The 19,366-nt window shown below is 64.2% G+C and carries 20 protein-coding genes; 12 read left to right on the top strand and 8 right to left on the bottom strand.

Features of this window, described 5'->3' with window-relative positions; genetic code table 11:
* Positions 1 to 111 precede the first annotated feature (111 nt).
* From SB756_RS05485 to SB756_RS05475, 3 genes are all read left to right on the top strand, one after another.
* Positions 112 to 1,878: a hydantoinase B/oxoprolinase family protein gene (locus SB756_RS05485; protein WP_410910346.1), complete on the top strand. Its 1,767-nt coding sequence runs from the start codon at positions 112 to 114 to the stop codon at positions 1,876 to 1,878.
* Entirely contained in the window at positions 1,871 to 3,955 is a 2,085-nt protein-coding gene (locus SB756_RS05480; RefSeq protein WP_410910345.1) for a hydantoinase/oxoprolinase family protein, read from the top strand. Before SB756_RS05485 ends, SB756_RS05480 begins: the two co-directional genes overlap by 8 nt.
* A 147-nt stretch (positions 3,956 to 4,102) precedes the next feature.
* Positions 4,103 to 5,059, top strand: a complete 957-nt coding sequence (locus SB756_RS05475; RefSeq protein ID WP_410910344.1) for a helix-turn-helix domain-containing protein — start codon at positions 4,103 to 4,105, stop codon at positions 5,057 to 5,059.
* Positions 5,060 to 5,068: 9 nt separating this feature from the next.
* Here the strand turns inward: SB756_RS05475 and SB756_RS05470 are convergent, their stop codons facing one another.
* Together SB756_RS05470 and SB756_RS05465 are read right to left on the bottom strand one after the other, a co-directional pair.
* Positions 5,069 to 5,962 carry a DUF2950 domain-containing protein gene (locus SB756_RS05470; protein WP_410910343.1) on the bottom strand — a complete coding sequence of 298 codons (894 nt, stop codon included), beginning with the start codon at positions 5,960 to 5,962 and terminating at the stop codon, positions 5,069 to 5,071.
* A complete protein-coding gene (locus SB756_RS05465; protein ID WP_410910342.1) occupies positions 5,959 to 7,338 on the bottom strand; it encodes a DUF3300 domain-containing protein in 1,380 nt (459 codons plus the stop codon). The genes SB756_RS05470 and SB756_RS05465 overlap by 4 nt, the downstream gene beginning before the upstream one ends.
* A 205-nt stretch (positions 7,339 to 7,543) precedes the next feature.
* Here SB756_RS05465 and SB756_RS05460 point away from each other — a divergent pair, with 205 nt between their 5' ends.
* Together SB756_RS05460 and SB756_RS05455 are read left to right on the top strand one after the other, a co-directional pair.
* On the top strand, positions 7,544 to 7,795 hold the full coding sequence (locus SB756_RS05460) for a hypothetical protein (protein ID WP_410910341.1): 252 nt from the start codon (positions 7,544 to 7,546) through the stop codon (positions 7,793 to 7,795).
* Between the two features lie 81 nt (positions 7,796 to 7,876).
* Positions 7,877 to 8,596: a TorF family putative porin gene (locus SB756_RS05455; RefSeq protein ID WP_341798696.1), complete on the top strand. Its 720-nt coding sequence runs from the start codon at positions 7,877 to 7,879 to the stop codon at positions 8,594 to 8,596.
* On the opposite strand, the gene SB756_RS05450 is transcribed toward SB756_RS05455, so the two are convergent.
* Positions 8,593 to 9,465 carry a DMT family transporter gene (locus SB756_RS05450; protein WP_410910340.1) on the bottom strand — a complete coding sequence of 291 codons (873 nt, stop codon included), beginning with the start codon at positions 9,463 to 9,465 and terminating at the stop codon, positions 8,593 to 8,595. The two genes, SB756_RS05455 and SB756_RS05450, sit on opposite strands and share 4 nt — an antisense overlap.
* A gap of 100 nt (positions 9,466 to 9,565) precedes the next feature.
* Complete coding sequence (locus SB756_RS05445; protein WP_341798694.1) at positions 9,566 to 9,976, bottom strand: RidA family protein; 411 nt, start codon at positions 9,974 to 9,976, stop codon at positions 9,566 to 9,568.
* Positions 9,977 to 10,165: 189 nt separating this feature from the next.
* On the opposite strand from SB756_RS05445, the gene SB756_RS05440 reads away from it, so the two are divergent.
* Positions 10,166 to 10,492: a hypothetical protein gene (locus SB756_RS05440; protein ID WP_341798693.1), complete on the top strand. Its 327-nt coding sequence runs from the start codon at positions 10,166 to 10,168 to the stop codon at positions 10,490 to 10,492.
* 44 nt (positions 10,493 to 10,536) lie between these two features.
* Here the strand turns inward: SB756_RS05440 and SB756_RS05435 are convergent, their stop codons facing one another.
* Both SB756_RS05435 and SB756_RS05430 read right to left on the bottom strand, forming a co-directional pair.
* Positions 10,537 to 10,749, bottom strand: a complete 213-nt coding sequence (locus tag SB756_RS05435; protein ID WP_016499394.1) for a PLDc N-terminal domain-containing protein — start codon at positions 10,747 to 10,749, stop codon at positions 10,537 to 10,539.
* A gap of 112 nt (positions 10,750 to 10,861) precedes the next feature.
* Entirely contained in the window at positions 10,862 to 11,332 is a 471-nt protein-coding gene (locus SB756_RS05430) for an FAD/FMN-containing dehydrogenase (protein ID WP_410910339.1), read from the bottom strand.
* Between the two features lie 159 nt (positions 11,333 to 11,491).
* Between SB756_RS05430 and SB756_RS05425 the strand changes: the two genes are divergently transcribed.
* The gene (locus SB756_RS05425; protein WP_341798691.1) at positions 11,492 to 12,499 is read left to right on the top strand and encodes a GlxA family transcriptional regulator; all 1,008 of its coding nucleotides are present in this window, start codon (positions 11,492 to 11,494) and stop codon (positions 12,497 to 12,499) included.
* Between the two features lie 7 nt (positions 12,500 to 12,506).
* Here the strand turns inward: SB756_RS05425 and SB756_RS05420 are convergent, their stop codons facing one another.
* On the bottom strand, positions 12,507 to 13,178 hold the full coding sequence (locus tag SB756_RS05420; RefSeq protein WP_410910338.1) for a TetR/AcrR family transcriptional regulator: 672 nt from the start codon (positions 13,176 to 13,178) through the stop codon (positions 12,507 to 12,509).
* A gap of 170 nt (positions 13,179 to 13,348) precedes the next feature.
* On the opposite strand from SB756_RS05420, the gene SB756_RS05415 reads away from it, so the two are divergent.
* On the top strand, positions 13,349 to 14,233 hold the full coding sequence (locus SB756_RS05415) for a DMT family transporter (RefSeq protein WP_341798690.1): 885 nt from the start codon (positions 13,349 to 13,351) through the stop codon (positions 14,231 to 14,233).
* Here the strand turns inward: SB756_RS05415 and SB756_RS05410 are convergent.
* The gene (locus SB756_RS05410; RefSeq protein WP_341798689.1) at positions 14,230 to 15,111 is read right to left on the bottom strand and encodes a hypothetical protein; all 882 of its coding nucleotides are present in this window, start codon (positions 15,109 to 15,111) and stop codon (positions 14,230 to 14,232) included. The genes SB756_RS05415 and SB756_RS05410 overlap by 4 nt on opposite strands.
* A 195-nt stretch (positions 15,112 to 15,306) precedes the next feature.
* Between SB756_RS05410 and SB756_RS05405 the strand changes: the two genes are divergently transcribed.
* The 4 genes from SB756_RS05405 to SB756_RS05390 all read left to right on the top strand — a co-directional run bounded on the left by SB756_RS05405 (position 15,307) and on the right by SB756_RS05390 (position 19,327).
* Positions 15,307 to 16,287 (top strand): aliphatic sulfonate ABC transporter substrate-binding protein, encoded by a 981-nt coding sequence (locus SB756_RS05405; protein WP_341798688.1) that lies wholly within the window; start codon positions 15,307 to 15,309, stop codon positions 16,285 to 16,287.
* Between the two features lie 15 nt (positions 16,288 to 16,302).
* Entirely contained in the window at positions 16,303 to 17,694 is a 1,392-nt protein-coding gene (locus tag SB756_RS05400; RefSeq protein WP_410910337.1) for an LLM class flavin-dependent oxidoreductase, read from the top strand.
* A 106-nt stretch (positions 17,695 to 17,800) separates the two neighbouring features.
* Positions 17,801 to 18,637 carry a bifunctional allantoicase/(S)-ureidoglycine aminohydrolase gene (locus tag SB756_RS05395; RefSeq protein ID WP_016499386.1) on the top strand — a complete coding sequence of 279 codons (837 nt, stop codon included), beginning with the start codon at positions 17,801 to 17,803 and terminating at the stop codon, positions 18,635 to 18,637.
* 90 nt (positions 18,638 to 18,727) lie between these two features.
* Positions 18,728 to 19,327 carry an START domain-containing protein gene (locus SB756_RS05390; RefSeq protein ID WP_410910336.1) on the top strand — a complete coding sequence of 200 codons (600 nt, stop codon included), beginning with the start codon at positions 18,728 to 18,730 and terminating at the stop codon, positions 19,325 to 19,327.
* The last annotated feature ends 39 nt before the right edge of the window (positions 19,328 to 19,366 follow it).

The following is a 19,366-nucleotide window of genomic DNA, read 5'->3' as shown; positions in this document are numbered from 1 at the left end:
AACCAGTACACCCAGCGACAAGCCTTCCCCCCGCCCTGCCCCGTAGCCTGTTACCACGCGCCGCCCCGCCGCGGCACGCACCTAAAGCACAAGAACAAACGTTGGTGACCTATGCAGACAGTAGATCCGATCACCCTTGCGGTTGTCCGGGGTGCGCTGGAGACAGCGCAGCGCGAAATGACCCTGACCCTGGAAAAGACCGGGCGCTCCAGTGTGTTCAACCTGGCCCACGATTACTCCAACTCGCTGTTCGACCACCTGCCGGAGATGATCCTGCAAGGCCAGGACATCCCCATCCACCTGGGCTCGCTGATCCCGGCCATGAAATGCGTGGCCGGGTTCTTCGGCGAAGACATCGCCGAAGGCGACGTGATCTACCACAACGACCCCGCCTACAAGGGCAGCCATATTCTTGACTGCTGCATGTACAAGCCGGTGTATTACCAGGGGGAACTGGTGTTCTGGACCGTGTGCAAAGGCCACCTGACCGACATCGGCGGCCCTGTACCCGCCGGCTACAACCCCGACGCCAAGGAAATCTACGCCGAAGGGCTGCGCATTCCACCGGTCAAGCTGTGGGAAAAGGGCAAGCGCCGCGAAGACGTGATCAACTTCATGCTCACCAACATGCGCGCCCGCCCCTATCAGGAAGGCGACCTCAATGCCCAGTACGGCGCCTGCAAGGTCGGCGAGCGGCACTTGCTGGAGCTGCTGGACAAGTACGGCGTGGCCCAAGTGCGTGCCTGCATTGCCGAGCTGAAGAACATGGCCGACCGGCACATGCGCACGCTGTTGCGCGATGTGCCGGACGGTGACTACAGCGGCACCGCCGTTCTTGAAGATGCCGGCCACGGCCTTGGCGAACTGGCCATCACCGCCCATGTGCAGATACGTGGTGACCAGGCCCACGTGCGTATCGACAGCCCGCCGCAAGTGCCGTACTTCATCAACTCCTACGAGGGCAACTCGGTATCGGGCGTATACCTGGGGCTGATGATGTTCGCCCAGGTGGCACCGCCCTACAACGAAGGCCTGTACCGCTGCGTCACGGTCGATGTCGGGCCCAGGGGAACCCTGTGCAACGCCGAAGAACCGGCGCCCCATGTCAACTGCACCACCACGCCGATGGAAACACTGGCCGATGCCGTGCGCACCGCGCTGGAGCAAGCCTCACCACAGCGGGTAACGGCCTCCTGGGGGCACACCAGCGGCATCAACATCGCCGGCCACGACCCGCGCAACGGCAACAGCGAGTACGTGACGATGGTGCTGGCCTCGATCATTTCCGGTGCCGGTGCCAACCAGGTGATGGATGGCTGGCACGCCTGCGGCCCGCTGTGCTGCTTCGGGGCGCTGATGAGCGGCGACATCGAACTGCTCGAACACGCCTATCCGGTGCTGATCCACCGTTACAGCCTGATGGCCGACAGTGGTGGCGCCGGTGAATTGCGCGGTGGTTCGGGCACCCGCCTGGAGATCGAACCGCTTGACCACGCCATGACTGTGGTCGGCTTCGGCGAGGGCCGCCAGCTGCCCACCGCCGGTGCCGCCGGGGCACGCAATGCCCTGCTCGAACCCAAGCTGGGCCGGCTGATCCACCGCCACGTCGACGGTAGCGAAGACCACTACACGCAAAACCCGATGCTCACCCTGCAACCCGGTGAACGCATCATCAACATCAACCCGGGGGGCGGTGGCTACGGCGACCCGCTGCGCCGCCCGGTCACCGCCGTACTGGAGGATGTGCGCAACGGCCTGGTCTCGCCACAAGGGGCAGCCCTGGAGTACGGCGTGGTCCTCGATGACGATGGCCGCCTCGACGAAACCGCAACCCGCCTTGCCCGCGCCCCGCGCTGCCCGGAGAACCATCATGCGTAATCAATATCGCCTGGGCATCGATGCCGGCGGCACCTTCACCGATTTCATCCTGGCCGACCGCGACGGCGGCGTGCAGCTGTTCAAGGCCCCGTCCACGCCGCAGGATGGCACCTTGGCCATTCGCGCCGGCCTGGCGCAGATCGCCGACGCCACCGGGCGCAGCCCGGCCGAGCTGATCGCCAACTGCGACCTGTGCATCAACGGCACCACGGTGGCCCTCAACGCGCTGATCGAGCGCACCGGGGTCAAGGTGGGCCTGCTGTGCACCGACGGGCACGAGGACAGCCTGGAAATCCGCCTGGGTCACAAGGAGGAAGGCCACCGCTACGACGCTCATTATCCGCCGGCACACATGCTTGCCCCACGCCATCTGCGCCGCCCGGTAGGTGGCCGCATCCTCGGAGATGGACGTGAGCACAGCCCGCTGGACGAGCGCGCCATTCATGACGCCATCGACTACTTCCGTGCCGAAGGCGTGCAGGCCGTGGCCATTTCCTTCCTGTGGTCGGTGCGCAACCCCAGCCACGAGCAGCGGGCCGCCGAGCTGGTACGGGCCGCCCTGCCCGGGGTGTTCGTCTGCACCGGCTGCGAGGTGTTCCCACAGATTCGCGAGTACACCCGCACCTCCACCACCGTGGTCAACGCTTACCTCAGCCCCGTGATGGCGCGCTATGTGGCGCGCATCGACAGCCTGTTCCAGGAGCTTGGCGCGCAGCAGCCAGTGCGATATTTCCAGTCCAACGGTGGCCTGGCGCCCGGGCACCTGATGCGCGAGCGCGCCGTCAATGCAATCAACTCCGGCCCCGCCTCGGCGCCACAGGCGGGCCTGGCGGTGGCGAGGCCGTTCGGTATCGATAACGTCATCACCGTGGACATGGGCGGCACCTCGTTCGACATCACCCTGACCAACGCCGGCCGTACCAACTTCAGCAAGGACGTCGACTTCCTGCGCCAGCGCATCGGCGTGCCGATGATCCAGGTGGAGACCCTGGGCGCCGGCGGCGGCTCCATTGCCCACCTGGACGAGCTCGGCATGCTCCAGGTCGGCCTGCGCAGCGCTGGTGCCATGCCTGGGCCGGTGTGCTATGGCAAAGGGGGTAGCGAACCCACGGTAACCGACGCCAACCTGGCGCTGGGCTACCTGCCCGACGGCGCACTACTGGGCGGCAGCATCCGCCTGAACCGCCAGGCCGCACTGGACGCTATCCGCAGCAAGATCGCCGAACCGTTAGGTATCAGCGTGGAACGCGCAGCATTCGGCATCACCACCCTGGTCAACCTGAACATGGTCAACGGCATTCGCCGCGTGTCCATCGAACGCGGCCACGACCCGCGCGACTTCGCCCTGATCGGCGCTGGTGGCGCAGCGGGCATGCACGTGGTGCGCCTGGCCGAAGAAATCGGCATGCAGACCGTGTTGATCCCCAAGGTGGCCTCAGGCCTGTGCGCGTTCGGCCAGATCCTGTCCGACGTGCGCTACGACCAGCTCACCAGCCTGTCGATGCGGCTGGACGCCGGGCACGTGAACCTGGCGCAGCTCAACCAGGCCCTTGCCGAGCTGCGTCAACAAGGCCTGGCAAACTTGCGTGAAGACGGTTTTGGCGACCAGGCCAGCAGCTGCCACTACACCCTGGAAATGCGCTATCTGGGGCAGATCCATGAGTGCAGCGTGGAGCTGCAGCAGCATGCACTGGATGAAGCGGGCCTGGCCGCACTGATCAGCCGCTTCCACAGCCGCCACCAGACCCTGTACTCGTACAGCGAGCCCGACAGCCCGGTGGAGCTGGTGAACCTGGAGTGTTCGGTAATTGGTCACCTGCCGCGTCCGCCACAGCCCGAGCTGCAGGGACCGGCCCAACCACCCGCGCCTGCCCCGGAAGGTGTCCGCCCGATGCTGTTCAGTGCCGAGGGCGAATGGCAGCCCACGCCGGTGTTCAACGGCAACCGCCTGCTGCCGGGGCAGACCGTGCATGGCCCCTGCGTCATCGAGGAAGACACCACCAACATCGTCCTGCCCCCCGGCTGGCAGGCGCGCCTGGAGCCTTCGGCCACCTACCGGGTGACACGCGGGGCTTGATCAAACGGTCGGCGTGCGCCGATCATGGGCCTGAAGCCGCCCGGCAGCCTTGCGCTGCCGGGCGGTTTGCACAATAACAAGAGCTGCTTGAGTAGCTTGCCTGCAGTTCCTTTTTTCAATGCTGCCCTCTTTGAAAAAGGACCCACCATGCCCACAGAAATCTCGACCCACGGCTGGGCACAGCCGGAACGCCAGGCGCGCTGGGCCGAAGCCATCAGTGAAACCTATTTCCCGTTGAGCCTGGAGTTTGCCAGCGAGCAGCCATTCGATGGCCACCTGCAGCGCTGGAGCACGCCCAGCACGCCACTCAGCCTTTCCCGCCTGCGCTCCAGCCCGCTGGGCTACTCGCGCAGCAAGGCGCACGTTGGCCAGGACCATGAGGCGTTCTACCTGGTGACCGTGCCGCGCAGCAGCGAAGTGCACTTCGAACAGGAAGGCCACCCGCTCAGTTGCAGCCCGGGCGGGTTCATCGTCGAGCGCGGCGATGCGCCTTACCGCTTCCATTACGGCACGCAGAACGACCTGTGGGTGCTCAAGCTGCCCGAGCGGGCACTCAAGGCCAACCTGCTCGGGCACAAGCGCTATACCCGGCATTGCTTCGATGCCAGCCAGGGCCTGGGGCGCATCTTTGTAGAGCAACTGGACCTGTGTGCCCGCCATTTCGACGCCAGCCCGGCCGCTGCCCGGCATTTACTGCTGGAACAGGCTTCGGCCACGCTGCTGCTGGCCCTGCAGCAGGATGAGCGAGTACTGGGCAGTGAAGGCAATAACCTCAGCACCCTGCACCTGACACGGGTCGAGCAGTATGTGCAGCAACATCTGGGCGACCCCGAACTGTCGCCACAAACCATCGCCAGCGTCTGCGGGCTGTCGCTGCGCTACCTGCACAAGCTGTTCGCGATCACACCCTACACCCTTGGCGAGTGGGTGCGCCAACAGCGGCTGGAAGCCGTGCACCGCCAACTGCGCGACCCGCATTGCCACCTGGCCATCGGCGAGTTGGCATTCCGTTGGGGTTTTACCGACCAGGCGCAATTCACCCGGGCGTTTCGCCAGCACTACGGGTGCACGGCGCGAGAAGTCAGGGCTGCGCGATTGCAGTGATTTGCGGGCTCAATCCCCCGCTGCCACATCCACCACCTTCCAGCTGTCATCCGGGTCGAAGCGCTTCATCTCCTTGGCCAGCCTGTCGCCGTGCGGCCCGAGGTCTTTTTCGAACACCTGGCCGTCATGGCTGATCATAAAGCTCATCACCCCGGTGTCGTCGTACCTGGCCGGCCAGGCGACCATGGCGAAGCCACGGCTCATCTGGTTGCCGATCAGGTAGCTGTAGGCGCCACCGGGGGCGGATGGGCCTTGTCCGTCAAGGATGCGGAAGTGGTAGCCATACCAGTCATCGCCAACCACATCCTGGCCGAACAGCGGCCCCAGCGGGCTGACTTGGCCGTCGCCATCGTCGTCCCAGTACAAGCCGTCATGCTTGCCAGGCTCACTGAAGATTTTCTGCGCGTACTCCAGGGCACCGTTGCCGTTGTGGTCCTGGGTGGCGTAGTCCATTTGCGCATCGTGATAGGCCAGCAGCGACTGCAGAACGCCGAGCTCGTTGCGGCCGATGCGCCGGGCGCGGATTTCGGCGCTGCCGGCCTTGAGGTCGAAGCGCCAGCCCTGGCTGCTTTTGGTCAAGGGTATGGGCAAGGTCCAGTGAGCGTTGCCCACCGCCAGGATGGCCTTGCCCTCGCCTGCCCTGTCGATACTGTGCTGCGCGTGATACTGCTGCAGAAACGTGTCCACGTCGCTGCGTTGCACACCGCCACGCGGAATGTAGGTGCGCCAGTCATCACCCAGCAACTGGGCCAGGCGGGCTTCATCAGCCTTCTGCACGCCCAGGGCCGCGACGAAGGACTCCACGGCCTGCTCCGGTGTCGGGAAGGCTTCCTGGGCAGCCGACACGCAAGCCCATGCCAAGCCTGCCGCAAGCAGCACTGCTGCAAAGGCTGAACGTTTCATCGACGGCCTCCTGCGCCGCGACGCATTGGCGCACTGGGCCGGGAGATCTGGTGGCCGGCGGCGCGTGATGCATTGGGCCGCTGGGCAAACGACTGGCTGGTACGACCGCGGTTGGCCTGCAGGCTGGTGCGCGACGGCGAACCCACACCGTCGAAGGCATTGTTACGCGCCCGGCCGGCGCTGTTGGCCGGCCGGTTCTGTGCCACCTGCCGGCCTTGGGCATTGCGTGGTTCCTGGCGACGGTCAGTTGCTCTGGCATTGTCGCCACGGGGTTGCATGCGGTTGCCGATCGAATTGCCGGCCTGCGCCTCGCGCATTTGCTGGCGTGCCTGGCGGTTGTCGGCGGCCGGCCGTTCCATGCCGGCGCGGTCCATCGAGGCCCGGGCCTTGTCCCGGGCCTGCGCCCGCTGGGCGTCGTCGCCACGGAAGGCGGTGCGCTGGGTGGCGCCGTCCAGTTGGCGGCCATACTGCTGGCGGCTGCGCGCATCGCGGTAAGGCACCCCTTCGCGGTTGGCGGCATTGTGCTGCCATTTGTTCTGGTTGTTGGTGATGCGGTTGTTGGCGTTGATGTTGTTGTAACGGTTGACGTCTATGTCGATGTCATTGTTGCCCCAGTCGCAGTCGCCCCACAACGAGGCGACGACCGCCACGCCGGTACCGAAGGCCAGGCCGGCCACCAGCGCGGAACCGGCGTAATACATCGGCGGCGGCGGGTAGTACACGGGCGGCGAGGCCGGGTAGGCCCAGGTACCATAGGTGGTGGTGGGGTTGTAACTGGGCACGTACACCACTTGCGGCTCGGCAGGCTGAATGATGATGGTGGATGGGGCGCTGCTGGAAGCCTGTGTTGCCGGGGCAGCCTGCACCGTCACGTTCTGGTACTGGTTGCTTTGCAGGTTGCCGGCCGCCTGTGCCTGGTGACGCAAGCGCTGTACCGCGCCCATGACATCGTCGGGCTGCGCCAGGAACGCATCACCCAGGCGCTGCACCCACGCCGGGTCCTGGCCCAAAGTCGCCAGCAGCTGCGGGAAGGCGACCAGCGCTTGTACGCTCGGGTCCCACGGCTGCTTCGCGACCTGTTTGACGGCGTCATCGCCCGACGCCTTGGGGTTGGCCTTGGACCAGGTCACAGCTTCGCTCACCTGCCCCGGGTAAGTGGCGGCCATCAATACCTGCGCCAGCAGCGGATCGGGGTACAACGCAACCGGCGCCAGCATCTGGTCCAGCTGCTCTTGAGTGAACACCGGGGTCTTGGCCGCGACCGTGCCGGTTTGCGGAGCTGGGTCGGGGGCTGGTACGTCTTGCGCCAGCGCAGGGCCGGGCGCGGCGTTCAGGCACATCAGCGCCGACAGCAAAGCAAACAATGGCATGCGCATCGCTTATCCCCAACAGGTCAGATCGCGTGGGTTAAGGGTAGCAATGGCGGTGCTTTTGACCAGCGGCGAGCGTGCAAACTTTTAGCACTGATGCTTGCGTCAATAGTGACTATCGAACAAGGCAATTTCTACTGATCGCCCCCGCTAAATAAGCTAGCTCCATCGATTCGAACCTGGCGAATCCCCTGCATTCCGGAGCTGCTCGATGAACACCAAGGCCCGCCTTTTCCTCACTGCCCTGGCCGCTACCAGCATTGCCGTACTGGCTGGCTGTGCCAATCACCCTGAACTGCGCACCTACAGCGCTGAAGAAACCCGCCAACTGCAACTGGAAGCGTTGCAGCGCCGCGGCCTGTCGCTGGACGACTACGAGCAGCAACGCCGGGTGATACAACGTGCCGGCAACCTGCCCGTGGTGACCGAAGCCGCCGACGCAGACCCTTCGACCAAAGGCTGAGCGGGCCAGGCAAAGGTTCCCTCCTTCCACCTGCGCAGGTATCCTCTACCGCTCAACCGCAAGCCTTCCAGGACGGAGACCATGACCAGGCCCTTTCTGTTGCTGAGTGCTGCACTGCTGTTCAGCCCAGTGTTGATGGCCCAGCAGATAAAACGCGAACTGGGCGACTTCGACTTCACACTCGGCACCACACCCTCGCGCAGCATGGCCCAAGGCCTTATCTCACCCAGTGCCGTCGGCGCATTCCACGGTGGTCTCGACTTCAGCCACCCCAGTGGGTGGTACCTGGGCCAGTACGCCCCGAGCATGGGCGTCACCCCCAACTCGACCCTGCGCCTGGACAGCTACCTGGGCTACAAGCACCAATTCGACAACAGCCTGGGCTATGAAGTGGGGTTGATCCATTACAGCCAGCCGACTATTGCAGGCCCCGACAGCTATGCCCTGTACGGTGGCATCTCGCTGTTGGGCAATCGCTTCGGTGGCGCGCTGCGCGACAACCCGGATAACCGCACCGGCACCCTGTTCGCCGACTTCGGCGAACTGCCCCTGTTCGATGTCGACCTCACCGTCAAGCTGGCCCATCATCGCCTGGGCACGCCGTTCACCATTGGCGACGGCAGCCAGGTAAATGCCTTTTCCGACTGGTCGCTGGAACTGTCGCGGCCCTGGCTGGGCATCGACCTTAACCTGATCTACAGCAACTCCAATCTCAGTGGCGGCGGTTGCGATGCCTATTCGGGCATCAACACCTATTGCGACAGTGTGGTCACGCTCAAGGCGCAGCGCAGTTTCTTCTAACGCCGTGGTGCCAGCGCCAGGGCTATACCGCCCAGCACCACCACACACGCGATCAGCAAGCGCAACGACAGCGGTTCGCCAATCAGGACAACACCGCCCAGTGCGGCAATCACAGGCACACTAAGCTGCATGGTCGCTGCTTGCTGCGCACTCACCTGCCTGACCACGCCGTACCACACGGCGTAGCCCGCACCTGAGGCCAGTACGCCGGAGCCCAAGGCATACAACAAACCCAGCAGCGTGAGGTGCGGGCCGGTGCCCAGCAACAGCACCGGTAGCAGCAGGGCCAGGCAAGGCAGGCTGCGGGCAAAATTGCCTGCGGTATCGGCCAGCGGCCTGGGCGAGCCCCTGCCCAGCAACGTGTACACGCCCCAGGCCATACCAGACAGGGCCATCAGCAAGGCACTGGCCAAGGGTGGCGCCGCTGCACCGGGCAACAACAGCACCAACAGGCCGGCAAAAGCAATCAACATGCCCAGCAGCATGCGGGCGGTGATGCGCTCACCTTTGTACCAGGCAAAGCCGAACATGGTGATCTGCACTGCGCCGAACAGCAGCAATGCCCCCGCACCTGCACCCAGCTGCTGGTATGCCGCAGAAAAAAGGAATGCGTAGAGGAACAGGGCCAAGCCACCGCGCCAACTGCCGCCAATGCCAAGCGCAGGTTTACGCAGGCGGATCAACAGCAGCAGAAACAACGCCCCACTGGCCAGGCGCACCACGGTAAACAAAGCCGGGTCGATGGCCCCGTCCTTCAGCGCCAGCCGGCAGAACACCGAGTTGGCGGCGAAGGCCATGAGGCTGAAGAGCGCCGGCCAGAACCAGGCCTTGGCCTTGCGGTCGGTCAGTGTGGTGGTGCCGGTGCTCATGGTGTGGTCACCTCTGAGGGAATATTGTTGTTATAGCGGCCATGCGTGTACCGATATACAACAAAGTGTTTCCAAGGGGCCACCGCCGCATCACTCAGCGCTAAAGCGCTGCCACCGCTTCGATTTCCACCAGCATGCCATCCAGCGCCAGCCGGGGTACCGGGATCAGCGTGCAGGCCGGTTTCATGTGCGGGCCCCAGGCCCTGTCGGCCTCAGCCACCCATTGGCGCAGGCGCGTTTCGGAGTGCTCGACAATCAGCAGTGTCAGCTTGAACACCTGGGCCAGGCTGGCGCCTTTGGACGCCAGGGCCAGTTCAAGGTTGGCCAGCGCCTGGCGGGCCTGTTCGGCGAACAGCGGGGGCAACTGGCCGTTGCTGTCTTCCCCGCCCTGGCCGGCGATGAACAGCAAGCGGCTGTCAGCGCGCACTTCGGCGACATGGGAATAGGCATTGCCACTGGGATCGTACAGGCCTTCAGGGTTGCTCAACTGAAATGCGGTTGATTGGGTCACGACAAGCCCTCACTCGGTTGGAAGAGTGGCGCAGTATCGGACCTTAAGTTAACTCGAGGTCAAGCGCGGGGTAGGACATTTCGCACAATCCATTGCCATGCTTGAACCACGCGTATGTTTGCGCCGCGGCCGTCAGGCAGTAGATTGCAAGACCCGGCATGGAGGCCTGTACGTCACAAGGAAAAGCGCATGAGCAATTATGATTTTCAGCTGGCCTATACCATCAAGCCGCACAACCCTGCCCACGATGAAGCCGATGCCGCGCAGGCACGCCTGCACCTGCGCGAGAAGCTCGGCCTGGACACCGTCGAGCAGATCGAAACCACCCTGCTCGGCATGATCACGCTTAAAAGCACCACCCTCGCAGACCGCAAGCGCGAAGCTGAAAAACTGCTGCACGATTACATCCACGAAGCGCTCAAACAGCTGCGGGTATTGTCGACCGTGAAATTCTACGGCTGCATGATGGTTGATGGGCTGGGCCCAGCCATTCGCTTCCAGATCCTGCCCAAGTGAACATAGACGGCATCAGGCGCCCCCACGCCAGATGCCGGAAGCCCTCATTTCTCCTGCAGGACCGCCCTGCCCTTCACCGCCCGCGGCCCGCGCCAGGCCCAGAACAACAGCCCCGGGAATGGTGCGTAGACGACAAACACAATCCACAGCATCTTGCGCTCGGCGCGCCGGTCACTGCCGATGATGTGCCAGATGGCCCAGATTTCCAGCAGGATGACCAAGGCTGCGATGATGATCCAGATCGTTCCTATTTCCATGAGCGCTCTCCCGTTTGGCATGTAATGCATTGGGTTACCGACAGCGTTGAGGGTTCAGATTGATTTGGCTACCAGTATGGCATTGCGAACCGTTGTAGGAGCGCGACCGCCCTCAATGCTGCGGCGCGTTCTCCAGCGCCGCCTTCAACGCCGCGGCATCGGCAAAAGAATGCTGGCTCACCAGTACACCCTCCCGCAGTTGCAACCACTGCACCTGGCCATCCTGCCCGGAATAACGGCTGGCCACGCGCCCTTCCCGGTCGAGCAGCACCCGGTAGTTGTAATCGCGCATGGCCGGAATGGCGAATAGCTTGCTGATCAGTGCCGGCATGCGCTGGATGTCGGGAACGAACACCGCATCACGCGCTTCCAGGTAGCCCCGGGGCTGCTCGCCCAGCGCCGCTTTGACCAGCTTGGCACCGTCCATGTCGCGGGCTACCAGCAGGATGTGCGTGCGGGTATCGAGGCTGTAGGCCTGGTCGTGCTGGTCGAGCAGCGTCCACGGGGCCAGCTTCTCGCCCGGTTCCAGGGCATTGGCCAGCAGCGGCAGCAGGCTGAACAACAGGGCAATGGCGTACTTCATCAAGGGCGTCCTCAGTGACAGGGGGCAACATGGCGGCAATAGGCCAAGCCAGACAGGTTGCCTGAACACGACCTGAAATACGACACACCCACCCGGAACATTGTCTTTCCTCCGGCCACCCGCCACACTCTGCGAGCCAGCCAGGAAGCGGAGTCCAGAGTGCCCACGCCACGTCAGTTCAGCAAGAAGACCAGCACCAGCAACATGCTGCGGCTGAAATCCACCAGCGCCAATGCCCAGGCCCCCTATCGGGTTGATTTCGTCCTGCTCGAACATTTCTCGATGGCCAGCTTCACCGTGGCCATGGACGTGCTGGTCACGGCCAACCTGCTGCGCGCCGACAGTTTCCAGTTCACCCCGCTGTCGATGGATGGCGACCGGGTGACCAGCGACCTGGGTTTGGAACTGGTGGCCACCGAGCTGTCCGCCGGGGCGCTGAAAGATCTGGACCTGCTGGTGATCTGCGGCGGCTTGCGCACCCCGCTGAAGTACCCTGAACTCGACCGCCTGCTGGACGACTGCGCCGCCCACGGCATGGCCCTGGGCGGCCTGTGGAACGGTGCCTGGTTCCTTGGCCGCGCCGGGGTGCTGGACGACTATGGCTGCAGTATCCACCCCGAGCAGCGCGCCAGCCTGTCCGAGCGCAGCCCGCAAACCCGCATCACCCCTGCCAGCTTCACCCTCGACCGCGACCGCCTCAGCGCCGCCAGCCCCAATGGTGCCATGGAGCTGATGCTGGGCCTGGTACGCCGGCTGTATGGCGACGGGCTGGCCGAAGGCGTGGAGGAAATCCTGTCGTTCTCCGGCGCCCGCTACCGCCAGGTTGGCCCAGGGGCGAAGAAGTCCATGAGCCTGCACCTGCGCACCATCGTCGAGCTGATGGAGAACAACCTGGAGGAAACCCTCAGCCTCGACCAGCTGGCCGCCTACAGCGGGCGCTCGCGCCGGCAGATCGACCGCCTGTTCCAGGCTCAGCTGGGCACCTCGCCACGGCGCTACTACATGGAGCTGCGCATCACCAAAAGCCGCCGGCTGCTGCAGTATTCGGACTTGTCAGTGATGGAAGTGGCAGTGGCCTGCGGGTTTGTTTCTGTGTCGCACTTCAGCAAGTGCTATGCGGCGTACTTCGGCTACCCGCCGTCACGCGAGCAACGGCTGGGCGAGTAAGCGGCGTTCAGGCGCAGATATAGCGCAAGACGGCGTCACTGATCATGGCTTTGTGGCGCAGTTTGACCTGGTCATCAGACAGGTCGATCTGGAAGATCTCGCCAAAGGTGTGGCGGTTCGACACCCGGTAGAAGCAGAACGAGCTCATCAGCATGTGCAGGTCGATCACCTCGATGCCGGCGCGAAACACGCCTTCCTGCACGCCACGGCGCAGGGTGTTGCCCAGGGCTTCGAGCACCAGGCTGCTCATTTCGCGAATCGCCGGCGACTGCTTGACGTACTCGCCATAATGGATGTTTTCGGTGCAGATGATCCGCACGAAATCGACGTTGCGGTCATGGTGATCGAAGGTGAACTCGACCAGCCGGCGGATCGCCTGCTCAGCCGGTAACGACTCCAGGTCCAGGCTTTGCTCGGTTTTGCGGATATCGCCGTACAACTTCACCAGGCATTCGCAGTACAGCTGCTCCTTGCTGCCGAAGTAGTAGTAGATCATGCGTTTGGAGGTAGCGGTGCGCTCGGCGATGGCGTCGACGCGCGCGCCGGCCAGCCCTTGCTGGACGAACTCGTTGATGGCTGCCTGGAGGATGTCCTCGCGTGTTTTCTCGGGGTTGTTCTTGCGCGTTTTGCGCCCCCCTTCAGTTTCAGGCTGGCCAAGGCTCACTACGGAATCACTCATACCCACTCACAGGCGATTTATTGGAATACGGGGGATTATCCGCGAGCGCAGCCATGCAGGGAAGCACGCTGTTGGTCGGGTAGCCATAATGCATTGCGGGTGGCCGGCCTTGATATCGCGCCGTGCAACCCGCTAGCCTGCCTGCCCCTGCCCTGGATGGATCCTGCCTCATGCAACCGCGCGACCTCGCCGCCTATATGTTCCTGGCCATCGCCTGGGGCTTTTCGTTCCTGGTGTTGCTCAAAGTGGTGCATGCCTTTGGCTGGGTGGGCGCGGTCAGCCTGCGGGCACTGATTGCCAGCGGCACCCTGGCGGCCCTCGCAGCCCTGCTGGGCCGCCCACTGCGCCTGCGCCCGCTGCTGTTGCCCTTGCTGGTGGTAGGCGCGACCACGGTGGCCGGGCAACTGATCGGCATGTCGTACGCCACCCCACGCATCGGTACGGCGATGGCGGCGATTTTTGTCGCCACCATTCCGCTGTTCTCGATGCTGATCGGGCGGGTCTGGGGGCTGGAGAAAATAACCCCGCAAGGCCTGGCCGGGCTGCTGCTGGGCATTGCCGGCATCGCCATGTTGGTCGGTTTTCCGGCCCGCGCGGTCGATGACGACTTCATCCACGGCTGCATCGCCTCGCTGCTTGGCGCCATCAGTGCCGCCTACGGCAGCAACTACGCCAGCCTGCATCTGCGCGGCCAGGACCCGTGGACGGTCACCTGCGGCGCGTTCCTGGCTGGCGGGCTGCTGACCCTGCCGCTATTGCTGGTGGTACCGGTGCCCAGCTTGCCACAAGCAGGCGACTGGCTTTACCTGCTGATCAGCGGCGCAGTGATGAGCGCCACCACCTACGTGTTGTACTTCGGCCTGGTGGCACGGATCGGCGCCACCCGTGCCATCAGCGTGGAATTCGTGGTCACGCTGGTGGCGGTACTGGTGGGCGCCTTGTTTCTCAATGAAGCCCTCAGCCTGTTACAGGCGGCGGGTGGCCTGGTGATTCTGCTCGGCTGCATGCTGGTGCTGGGCCTGCTGCCAGCGCGCAAGCGGCGCCTGCCCAGCTAACGCTGGGCGGTGTCGTGCGCTGGTGGCGGCGTCAGGTGCAGCACGCGGTTACGCCCGCCTTCGGCCAACAGGTAGCCGCCCTTGCCGTCCGCCACGATCGACTGCGGCGCCTTGAGGAAGGTCAGCATGGTGTGCTGGACCCCGTCGGCACCGATCAGCAACAAACGTGCGCGGTGAGTGTTGTCTTCGCTGACCCACAGGCCACGCTGGTCACAGAACAGGAAGGTGGGGTTGCGCAGCCCGTCGACCACCACCGGGTCCTTGCCATCATCAGACAGGGCGCGAACCTTGCCATTGGCTTTTTCGGTGTAGAGCAAGCGGCCGTCGTTGCAGCGGGCGAGGCCTTCGGTTTCGGTCAGGCCGGAACGCAGCACATCAAGCTGGCCGCTGGCCCAGTCATAACGCATCAGGCGGCCATTGCCCTTGCGGTCTTCGATGGCATACAGGTGGTTGCCGTCATTCCACAGGCCCTGCACGCTTTCACCGTCGAACAGGTGGGTAACCTGGCCATCGCGGGCCAGGCTCACAGGCGCCTGACCGCCTTCCTGGCTGAACACCCATCCGCCTTGTGCCGCGACCATGCCATCGGGCTTGGAAAGATTGTCGACCACCACGACACGGTCGCCGGTCGCGGTGATCTTGAGGATGCTGCCGCGGCCATCATCCAGCTCGCGGCTGACCAGCAGGCTGCCATCCGCTTGCGGCAAAAGCGATGCGGCCTTGGCCACATCACGATGCAGCACCTCGACATCCCAGCCGGAGGCGGCCTGGACCGGGTAGAAGCTCTGCCATGCAAAGAAACCCAAGGTGGCGGTGAGCACGCCGGTAGTGGCGGTAAGGGCGATGCGGGTGCTGCGCTTGCGCAGGAATTGCGGCATGTAGGGCTCCTTGGAATGCCGGGGATGCTAGCAAGCGAATGTGAAAAAAATGTCGAAGAAGGCAAAGCGTTAAAAAACAAAAGGATATAAAAATAACAAAACAATCTAACGAAACGGAATATAAAAATTGAAAGCCAAACGCCACCTCCTTAGTCTGGGCGCATCGCTTCCCACCCGGTTTCAAGGAGCAAACCCATGTCAATCCGTACCTTCTCCCCGCTTCGTCGCCTGCTGATCGGCGGCCTGCTGGCCAGTGTCGCCAGTGCCCTGCTGCCCTGGTCCGAAGCATTGGCCAACGACGCCAAGACCCTGCGCATCGGTTACCAGAAGTTCAACAGCATCAACATCCTCAAAGGCAGCGGCGCGCTGGAAAAGGCCCTGGCCCCGCAAGGCGTGAAGGTCAGCTGGCACGAATTTGCCGCCGGCCCGCAGTTGCTCGAAGCCCTGAGCACCGGCGCCATCGACCTCGGCCACGCCGCCGACGCACCTTCGGTGTTCGCCCAGGCGGCCGGCAAACCGGTGGTGTACCTGGCCGCCGAGCAGCCTTATCCACGCGGCATCGGCCTGGTGGTACGCGAGCAGGACCATGTGGCCGGGGTGCAGGACCTGAAAGGCAAACGCGTAGCCACCGGCCGCGGCTGGAATGCCCAGTACCTGCTGGCCGTCGCGCTAGAACAGGCCGGCCTGAGTTACCAGGACATCACCCCCGCCTACGTGAACAATGCCGCCGATGCCGTGGCCGCCTTGCAGTCGGGTAGCGTGCAGGCCGTGACCCTGTGGGACCCGTTCCTCGCTGCGGCAGAAAGCCAGCCAGGCCTGAAAAACCTGCGTGACGGCAGCGGCCTGTCCAACAACCGCACCTTCTACCTGTCCACCGCCAGCTATGCCGACCAGCACCGTGCGCTGTTGAAAACCTTCTTTACCGAACTGGGCAAAGTCAGCCAGTGGGCCAACGCCAAGCCTGCAGAGGTCGCCGCACTGCTCGCCCCGCAGCTGGGCATCAACGCCAACGTGCTTGAGGTGGCCAGCGAGCGCCGTAACTACAACGCCGTGGCCATCACCCCGCAGATCGTCGCCGAACAACAAAAACTGGCTGACACCTTCCAGGGCCTGGGCCTGATTCCACACAAGTTGCAGGTGGCCGACGCGGTCTACCCGGCTTCCGTGTTGCCTTGACCGGAGCGCACTGACATGCCCCGCCCGATTCGCTTCAACGCATTCAGCATGAACGCCGCCAGCCATCAGTCCCCCGGCCTGTGGCGCCACCCACGCAATACCAGTGTGGCCTTCAACCGCCTGAGCTACTGGACCGACCTGGCCCGCCTGCTGGAACGCGGCCTGTTTGACGCCCTGTTCATTGCCGATGTGCTGGGCATCTACGACGTCTACCAGGGTGGTCCTGATGCTGCCTTGCGCGGTGGCGTGCAGGTACCGGTGAACGACCCGCTGCTGCTGGTGCCAGCCATGGCCGGCGTCACTGAGCACTTGGGGTTTGGCGTCACCTTTTCGCTCACCTACGAGCACCCCTACCCCTTCGCCCGGCGCATGTCCACACTCGACCACCTGAGCAATGGCCGGGTCGGCTGGAACATCGTCACCGGCTACCTCGACAGCGCCGCCCGCAACCTTGGCCTGGCGCGTCAGCTGGGCCACGACCAGCGCTACGACCTGGCCGAGGAATACCTGCAGGTGCTGTACAAGCTGTGGGAGAAGAGCTGGGACGACGACGCGGTGCTGCTGGAGCGCGACAGCGGGCGCTACATCGAGCCAACCCGGGTGCACCCTATCAACCATGTGGGCGAGCACTTCCAGGTACCAGGCATGCACCTGTGCCAGCCGTCACCGCAGCGCACGCCGGTGCTTTTCCAGGCCGGCGCCTCAGCACGCGGCCAGCAGTTTGCCGCGCGCCACGCCGAATGCGTGTTCATCAGCGGCCCGACCCCCACCGTGTTGCGCCGTTACGCCGACGGCATTCGCCAGGCCAGCGAAGCCGCCGGGCGAGGTCGTGATGAAGTGCTGATCTATGCCCAGGCGTTGTTGATCGTCGCCCCTACAAAGGAAGAGGCCGAGGCCCGCTTCGCCGAGTACCGTCGCTATATTGACCTGGATGCTGCCCTGGCGCTGCTGTCGGGCTGGACCGGCATCGATTTTGGCGGCCTCGACCCCGATGCGCCGATCGAATACGTCGAAAACGACGCCGGCCGCGCCGCCCTGGCCGCGTTCACCGCCGCCGACCCGAACCGCCGCTGGACTGTACGCGAGGCCGCCGAGTTCGTTGGCCTGGGTGGTCGCGGCCCGGTACTGGTAGGCGCTGCCAGCGAGGTCGCCGACCAGCTGGAAAGCTGGCTGGACAAGACCGGCATCGACGGTTTCAACCTGACCTACGCCGTGCAGCCGGACGACCTGGCCAACGTGGTCGAGTTGCTGGTGCCCGAGCTGCAACGCCGCGGCCGCTACCCGTCAGACTACGCCGAAGGCACCCTGCGTCACAAACTGTTCGGCCAAGGCGATCGGCTGCCGGAACAGCACGCCGGACGCCAGGTAGACATTCAGCGATCAAATACCGGGTATTCCAACATTTAATTTGTGGATAGCGCGCGCTCGACCCTATTCTGTTGCCACATCCCCTGCGCCGCACCGGCCGGTGCGGTTCACTGCACGGGGAGAGAACAACAAGTCGAGATTGTCCATGTCGAACCATTCGTACTTCGCCCCCCACGGTGGGCACCCAGCTCAAACCGAGCTGCTGACTGACCGTGCCATGTTCACCGAAGCCTATGCCGTCATCCCCAAGGGCGTGATGCGTGACATCGTCACCAGCCACCTGCCGTTCTGGGACAAGATGCGCATGTGGGTCATCGCCCGCCCGCTGACCGGTTTTGCCGAAACCTTCTCCCAGTACATCGTCGAGCTGGCCCCGGAAGGCGGCAGCGAGCGCCCTGAGCTGGATCCTAACGCCGAAGCCGTGGTGTTCATCGTCGAAGGCGAGCTGGACATCACCGTTGAAGGCAAGCACCACACCCTGGTACCAGGCGGCTACGCCTTCCTGGCCCCGGGCGCCGAGTGGAGCCTGCGCAACAACAGCAAGTCCAACGTCACCTTCCACTGGCTGCGCAAGCACTACCAGAAAGTTGAAGGCCTGGACGTACCGGAGTCGTTCGTCACCCACCGCGACAACGCCACCGTCATCGAGATGCCGGGCACCGAAGGCCGCTGGAAAACCACCCGCTTCGTCGACATGGCCGACATGCGCCACGACATGCACGTGAACATCGTCACCTTCCAGCCGGGCGGCGTGATCCCGTTCGCTGAAACCCACGTGATGGAACACGGCCTGTACGTGCTGGAAGGCAAGGCGGTGTACCGCCTGAACCAGGACTGGGTCGAAGTGGAAGCCGGCGACTTCATGTGGCTGCGCGCCTTCTGCCCGCAAGCCTGCTACGCCGGCGGCCCAGGCAACTTCAGCTACCTGCTGTACAAAGACGTGAACCGTCACGTGCACCTGACGCTGAACCCTAAGCGCTAAGCTCAGGCTGATGCCCGCAAGCCCGCCAACCTGGCGGGCTTTCTGTTTGCCGCGCATACTTAAACATCCATCCCCCGCGCGGTACCAGCCATGAACCGCTGCCTGCTGCTCGCCGCCCTGCTGCTGTGCGCCCCGGCCCTGGCTGCCGATGACTGGAACCTGGCTTATGACCGCGAAGGCATACGCGTGTACCTGCGCGGCGCGGATGACTCGTCCTACCAGCAATTTCGTGGTGTGAGCACCATGAAAGCGAGCGTACGCACCCTCACCGACCTGCAAGAGAACCTGCGCGTAGCCTGCAAATGGCTGTACGCCTGCGACCAGATGCGCCTGCTGGAGGTGGATGGCGCCAATACCTGGGTGTACCTGACCACCAACCTGCCGTGGCCGACGATGCCGCGGGACATTGTGCTGAAAGTAACCAGCGAACGCCTGGACGACGGCACCTTGCTGCGGCGCCTGAGCGCCGAGCCCGACAGGATCCCCAAGGTTGACGGGCTGATCCGGGTTCAGCATCTGAGCGGTGAGTGGCGGATGAAACCACTGGGCGAGCGCGAGACGGAGGTGACCTACCAGTTGCAGGCCGACCCTGCCGGCGATGTGCCCGGCTGGCTGGCCAACCGGTTCGTGGTGGATGCACCGGTGGTAACGTTGCGGACGTTGCGGGCGGTTGCTGAACGCCAGCCTTGAGGTGTCTCGCCGGCAAGCCAGCGCCCACAGGTACAGCGC

This window comes from Pseudomonas sp. SIMBA_068, assembly GCF_046534705.1.
GTDB lineage: Bacteria > Pseudomonadota > Gammaproteobacteria > Pseudomonadales > Pseudomonadaceae > Aquipseudomonas > Aquipseudomonas putida.
The sequence above is the reverse complement of the archived record's forward strand: the minus strand, read 5'-3'. Positions and strand labels throughout refer to the sequence as shown.